The 6,413-nt window shown below is 74.7% G+C and carries 3 protein-coding genes; all 3 read right to left on the reverse strand.

What is annotated here, in order from left to right; translation table 11 throughout:
* Positions 1-205, reverse strand: a 205-nt coding sequence (locus E1265_RS38305) for a hypothetical protein (RefSeq protein WP_207931286.1), incomplete at its 3' end; no start/stop codon positions are given.
* A gap of 174 nt (positions 206-379) precedes the next feature.
* Entirely contained in the window at positions 380-4,309 is a 3,930-nt protein-coding gene (locus E1265_RS31835) for a fibronectin type III domain-containing protein (RefSeq protein WP_132934443.1), read from the reverse strand.
* Positions 4,310-4,537: 228 nt separating this feature from the next.
* A partial coding sequence (locus tag E1265_RS31840; RefSeq protein ID WP_347877269.1) for a Dyp-type peroxidase occupies positions 4,538-6,413 on the reverse strand: 1,876 nt, incomplete at its 5' end.

Below are 6,413 nucleotides of genomic sequence, written 5' to 3' on the forward strand. Positions count from 1 at the left end.
CCTTCCCGCGCTCCGCGCCACCGGCCACGACGCGACCGAGCGGCCGCACGCGGCCCTGGCCGGCCCGGCGTGAGTCACCGGCCCGGCGGGCCGCCACGGCGGCAGAACTCCCCAGGCCCGGCCGCTGGCGGGAGTCCGGCCCGTCCATCAGGCTCCGGCCCTGGCCGGCCCCCAGGCAGAGATGGGCCGGGGCCCGGCGCCCCACGTCGGCCTCCCGCCCGGAGGGCCGGGCCCGCCACGGCGGCGGAACTCGCCAAGCCCGCCGCCGGCGCGAGTCCGGCCCGGCGGCCGGGTCGGCACAGGGCGGCAGACCCGCGCCGGCCGCCACCCGCCCGCACCTGCTCAGCGGCCAAGGCCGGCCGTCAGGCCGAGCGCGTCCTCAGCCCACCGTCGAGCCGTCGGCGAGATGCGCGGTGATGCGGTAGGTGGCCGTGCCGAAAGGCGCGTCGTCGGCGTGGGAGAAGCCGCGCTGGCGGTCCATCAGGCGCGTCAAGGCGCCGTCCTCGCCGGTGGCCCGGTAGAGGGAGAACGCGACGGCGTGCTTCGGCTTGTTCCAGTGGACGACGACGCCGCCCCCGGCCGCCCTGGCCACCGAGGGCAGGGCCACGCCGTCCTCGACCCGGTCGACGGCGACCGCGCGGAACGCGGTGTCGGCGGTGGCGGCGACGCCCGCGTGCACCACGTCCACCATCGGGGTGACCGAGGCGCCGATCCGCTCCCAGGTGGACCCGTCGGCCGAGACCAGCGCCGTCACCAGGTGCGAGTCGCCGTGCCTGACCAGCCGGACGAACGGGGTGTCGGCGACCCGGTGTTCGATCCCCTCGCCGAGGTCCACCACCATCGGGCTGCGGGTGATGCCGCCGGACGCGGTCTGGCCGGCGCTGCCCTGCCCGATGTCCTCGCGCGAGTCCAGGCTCCGCGTGCGCAGTTCGAGCCGGCCCGCGGCGTTCGCCCCCAGGTAGACGTAGCGGGCCCACCCGCCGGTGGCGTCCCGCAGCATCACGCCGTTGACCGCGCCGGCGGCGCCCGCGAGACGCGCGGTGACCGCGACCCCGCCCCTGGCGAGCCGGCTCACCAGGTAGAGGGAGTCGTGGTGGTCGCGGTCGTAGATGTGGTCGTCGTCGCCGCCCGCGAAGCCGGCGCCGGCCACGCCCGCGACGGTGATCGTGCCGCCGCGCACCACGGCCGAGCCGGCGGCGCCCTCCCCCACCGGGTCGTCGCGCCACGGGCCGCCCCGCAGGGCGCGGCTGTGCGCGCGGGTCACGGCGGCGGCCACCGGCGTGGCGGCGCGGCCCGCGCCCCGCTCGTTCATCGCCTGTATCCGGTAGCGGTAGGTGGCGTCCGCGTCTGGCACCCGGTCCAGGTGGCTGGTCCCGGTCACCCCGCCGGCCACCTCGGTGTAGCGGCCGCCCGCACGCTCGGCGCGGCTGACGGTGTAGGACGCGGCGCCGGCCGCCGGCTTCCAGCTGATGCCGACCGCGCCCGAGCCCGGGGTGGTGACTACGACGTCGACCGTGCCCGGCGCGCCGGGCGCCGTCTCGGCGGTGTCGAGGCGCAGCACCACGGCCGTGCCCGGGTCGAGTCGCACCGCGCCGTCCCGCACCCGTGGCCGCCGCCCGGAGACCAGGTCGAGCACCCGGTCGGCCCGCGTGCCGGGGGGCAGCGGCAGCTGGTGGACGCGCGCGTTGCGGTAGGCGGCGCGGGTGGTGTTGGCGGCGAAGAGGTAGCGGCCGTAGCGGGCGGAGGCCAGCTCCGGGTAGCCCGCGTAGGGGGTGTCCTCGCGGAAGTTGTCGCGGTCGGTTCGGCCGATGCCCGGCTGGAAGGAGACGGGGGTGAGCTCGCCGGCCTGGGCCAGCGGCGGGGCGCCCGGCGGGGTGTAGCGGTCGTGGAAGATCGCCTCCTCGACCGAGGGCGCGCGCAGCGTGTACTCCTGGTAGCGCAACACGCCCTCGGTGGCGAACTGGACCAGTTGGTCGTGACCCGCGTGTTGGGCGTGCAGCCGGCCGTTGGCCTGGAAGCCGCCCTTGTTCCGCATGATGAGCGAGGCGAAGAGGTGGGTCTCGCCGTCCCGCACGCAGAACAGCAGGTTGTCGACGTCCACCCAGGCGAACCGCTCCGGCAGGTGGTCCCGGCCGATGCCGAGCCTGGTCAACTCGGCGTCGGTGTAGCGGTCGAGGTCGGTGTGCGGCAGCACCACGCCGGCCGCCACCCGACCGAAGCGGGGGAACTCGGCGCGGCCAGCGGTGAGGTACTCCCAGGTCTCCTTGAAGCCCAGGGTGTAACGGTGGTTGGGCAGAATGCGGGACTCGAAGAGGTTGAAGTACTGGTTGTCCACGAGCTGTTGCTGGAGGAAGCCGACCGTCTCGCGGGCGTACTCCCAGTACGGCTCCCACGCCGCGCCCCGGTAGCGCTCCGGGTGGCTCGCCATGTGGCGTTCGAGGGAGGCGAAGCCCATGGCCTGGGCGGGGCTCTGCTCGTCGGTCGAGTAGGCGACCCGGCCCGGGTAGGCCGAGTTGCGGTCGTCGACCACCTGTTGCATCCGCATCACCCGGCGGCCCGCGGCGTCGACCGACTGGTAGCGGGTCTGGCCGCGGGCGTGGACGCTACGCAGCGCGAGCCGCAGGATCTCGTCGTTCAACTCCTCGTCGCCCGCGTGGTCCAGGGTGCGGTGGAACCAGGACGGCAGGTAGTTGGTCGCCTCGCCGTAGTTGCCGACGTAGCCGTTCTCCCGGGTGAGGCCGGCCGCCGTGAGCCCGGTGTGGTGGCGGCCGTAGGGCAGCCGGCGCACCACCTCCCCCGAGTCGTCCAGCTTGCTGGTGGCCAGGCCGCGCATCACCACCCGCAGATAGTCCTCGGTGTAGTGGGCGTTCCGGTCGTGCTGGAACAGGCTGTGGTAGAGGTTGAGTTCACGGCCGTCCGGGCCGACGAGCACCTCCTCGCCGAGGAACGGCGCGGCGCCGAGCGCCTCGAGCGCGATGCGGTGGCTCCTGGCCCGGCCCTCGTAGTGTTCGGAGCCGATGACCCGCAGTCCCTCGTGGGCCTTCCAGGCGCCCTCATAGGTGTACATCACCTGGTTGTGGATGTAGGAGAGCCGGGAGCGCGCGAAGTCGAAGGCGGCCTTGAGCACCCGCTCCCAGGCCCCGAACCTGGTCAGCTCCCCGCCATCCCAGCCGACGCCGGCGATGCTGTTGTCGCCGTCCACGGTGCCGGTGTCGAAGGGCTCGGCGAGCAGCGCGGCGAAGCGGTCGGCCCCGTAGACCGCCTCGTCCGCGATCAGGTTCTCGACGATGTACAGCGCCTCGCCGAGCGCCGAGTGGTACCCGCCCCAGTCGGACTGGTGGCCGCCGTTGCCCAGGCTCCTGACGTTGCCGTAGTACTGCCGGGTGTAGGCGTCGACGGAGGCAAAGATCCGGCCGAGCGCCGCCCGCTTCTGCTCGGGGGTCGCGGCCGGGCACCAGGCGGTGGACAGGGCCTCGGCGTAGTAGCGCAGTTCGTCCTGGTAACGGACGATCGACATGGTGGCGGCCGGGTTGGCGTCCACCCGCCGGGAGAGGGCGTCGAAGGTCTCGATCTGGCGGGCGCGGTACCGCTCGACGAGGGCGCGCTCGGCCTCCGGGCTCAGCGCGGTGGCCGTCTCCGTCGACTTGGGGTAACCGGTTACGTCACCCTCGAGCGGCGCCACCCAGGGCGCGGTGTGGGTGAAGGCCTCCAGGTAGCGGCGGGAGCGCGCGGTGACCCTGCCGGTGACCGAGGCGGCCACGGTGCGCACGGTGATCTCGACGCTGGTCCGGCCGAGTGTGGCGACGAGCGGCAGCAGCGCGGTGGCGAAGAAGTACCGCCCCGTCAGGGCCGCCGCCCTGGTGCCGGCGTTGATCGGCTCGTAGTCGGCGGCTCCCCGGTAGCTCGCCTGCTCCCCGTCGACCAGCAGGATCGTCTTCTGGTCCGAGTCGTCCTCGCCCCAGAACCTGAGCGTGAGGTGGTTCTGCGCCGTGGGATCGACGGCGACGGTGAATCTCAGGTCGCCGCCCCGGTCGGCCGGGGTGGCGAGCGGCAGCGCCACCCGCGCCTGTCCGCCGGTCGGCCCCGGCACGACCTCGGTGTCCTCGGCCACCAGGCCGTGCGCCCGCTCGGAGTCGGGGTCCCCGAAGAGGATCGCGTCCAGCGCGCCCGGCCGGCCGCCGGGCGCGGCGGCGGGCGACGCGGGCCCGGCGGCCAGGGCGGGCGCGGCGGCGCCGAGCGGGAGCAGGCCGGTCGCGGTCCCGGCGGCGGCGAGTTGGAGTATGGCGCGGCGGCTCGGTCCAGGGGTCATCCGATCGTCCTCCTTGGCGATGGAAGTAACCGTTTTCTCGGGAGCCGGTCAAAAGCAGAAACCGTTTGTCCACGAGGCCGCTGCGCACGCTAGACGCCTCATGCTGAGGCCGTCAATGCTCGCGACAACGCCGACACGGCGTCAACGCGGCTGTGCGGTAAACGATTTCGATGATGGCCACCGGAGCGCGGCGGCGCCCGAGGAGCCCTCGGACGACGCCGCTCCTGCTCAGTGGGCCGTGCTCGTGCTCCAGAGGACCGTGCCGTCCGCCGAGCGGATCAGCACGTCGCCGTCGGTCAGCACCTCGAGCGTGGACCCCGGGCTCGGCTCGGCGGGCGCCGACCAGACGGCCCCGCCCGCGGAGTCGGCGAGGACGAGCCGCCCGTCCGCGCGGAGTTCGGCCCGGCTCGCGCCGAGGCCCGCGGCGCCGGCGCGCCAGCGCTCGGTCTCGTTCTCGTCGCGCACCACCAGGTCGCCGTCGGTCTCGAAGCGCAGCCTGGCCTTGCGGGTGCTGACCACCTCGCCGCGCTGAAGGGTGCGGACGGCGCTGAGAACCCGGTCGGCGGCCGGCCCGCCGCCGACCGGGATGGTGCCTCTGGCCAGCCGCTCGAGGGCCGAGAGCGAGGGCGCGAACGCGTAGACCGCGCCCTCGGTGCGCACGAACTGGCGCAGGCTCAGCTCCACCGAGTCGCCGCCCTCCGCCCCGCCGGCCGGGAAGGAGACGACGCCCTCCCGCCCGATCATCGCGTCCCTGCCCACCGGCTTCTCGCGGCTCGGGAAGTCCCCGCTGTCCACCCAGGTGCGCTGGACGAACTCGAACTGGTGGATGAGGTCGGCCTGGTATGAGACGAAGAGCAGCCCGCGCGGGGCGTCGGGGCCGTTGCCCGCGCCGCCGGCCGGGTCGAAGGGCAGCCCGTAGGGGATGCCGCGGCGCATGATGCGCCGCCCGTCGAGCGCGCCGCTCAGCGCCAGCGGCTCGGGCGCCTCCGGGTCCACCTTGAGCCCGTCGCGCGGGTTGACCTTGCGGATGTGGGAGCAGAGCGGGGTGACGCGGCCCTCGAGGTCGCCGTCGAAGCTGATGTCGTTGTCCGGCTCGGCGCCCTGGGCGGCCGTGACGTCCGCGTCCGGCGACTTGGCGACCGGCGCGCCCGAGCGCCACCGCCCCACGAGCCGGGCGGCCAACCACTCGGTGGTGGCCTCCTCTGGCACCGCGCCCAGCTCCTTGAGCACCCGCAGCTGGTCGGCGACCTGGGCCCACCAGCCGGGCACGTCCTGGGCGAGCCGCCTGACGACGTGGAACGAGCCGTCGTTCATCCACTCGGGCAACCAGGCCGGCAGCCGGTGGTCGGTCGGGTGGCCGACCACGAACTCGCCGGCCGCGATGATCCTGGTGCCCGGCTTGCCGCGCTGGTACTCGGGGCGCTCGGGGTCCGGCTCGTCGAAGCCGGCCACGGCCGGCTGGCTGATGCCGTCCTTGAAGCCGAAGTGCTCCTTGCCCCTGCGCTGCCCCTCGAGCGTGGCGCCGCTCTGCTCGAAGGCGATGGAGAGGCCGTGCCTCGCGACCTCCTCGCGCTCGTGGGCGAGGGCGGCGCTCAGCTCCTCCGCGCGGTCGGCGGCGACGGTGAGCACGGCGTGGACCGGCGCGCTCCCCCGGGAGCCGAAGAGCCAGTGCGCCGGGTCGTTCGGCCCGGTGTCGCCCAGCAGCTCGGCGCGCTTGGCCATGCCCTGGGCGAAGGCCTCCTGGGTGCTGCCGCGCGGCACGTCGGCGCAGGGCGCGCCGCCGATGAGCAGGGTGAGGCCGTCGTGGCTGAAGCTCACCGAGCGCCAGACGGAGTGGAGGCCGCTCGGGTCGTCGCCGGCCGAGTTGTGCCGGGCCCGGCTGAACGCGGCGTTGAAGGCGGCGACGTCCCGGGTGGTGGCGATCCGGTGACGGAGCCGGTCGAGCCAGCCGCGGGCGCCGCGCTGGTTGCCGAAGGTCAGCAGGAGCAGCCTGACGTGGTCCTTGCGGAAGCCGGCCAGGATGTCGCCCTGGATCTCGGTGCTCTGGCGCAGCGGCAGCGCGCCGCCGGGGGCGGGGTCGGTCGCCTGCGCGGGGATGGCGCCC

The organism is Streptomyces sp. 8K308, assembly GCF_004348315.1.
Taxonomy (GTDB): Bacteria; Actinomycetota; Actinomycetes; order Streptomycetales; family Streptomycetaceae; genus Streptomyces.

What these genes read in the sequence shown, in the direction of transcription:
- E1265_RS31835 (WP_132934443.1), bottom strand. Translation starts at nt 4,309, where the DNA reads ATGACCCCTGGACCGAGCCGCCGCGCCATACTCCAACTCGCCGCCGCC.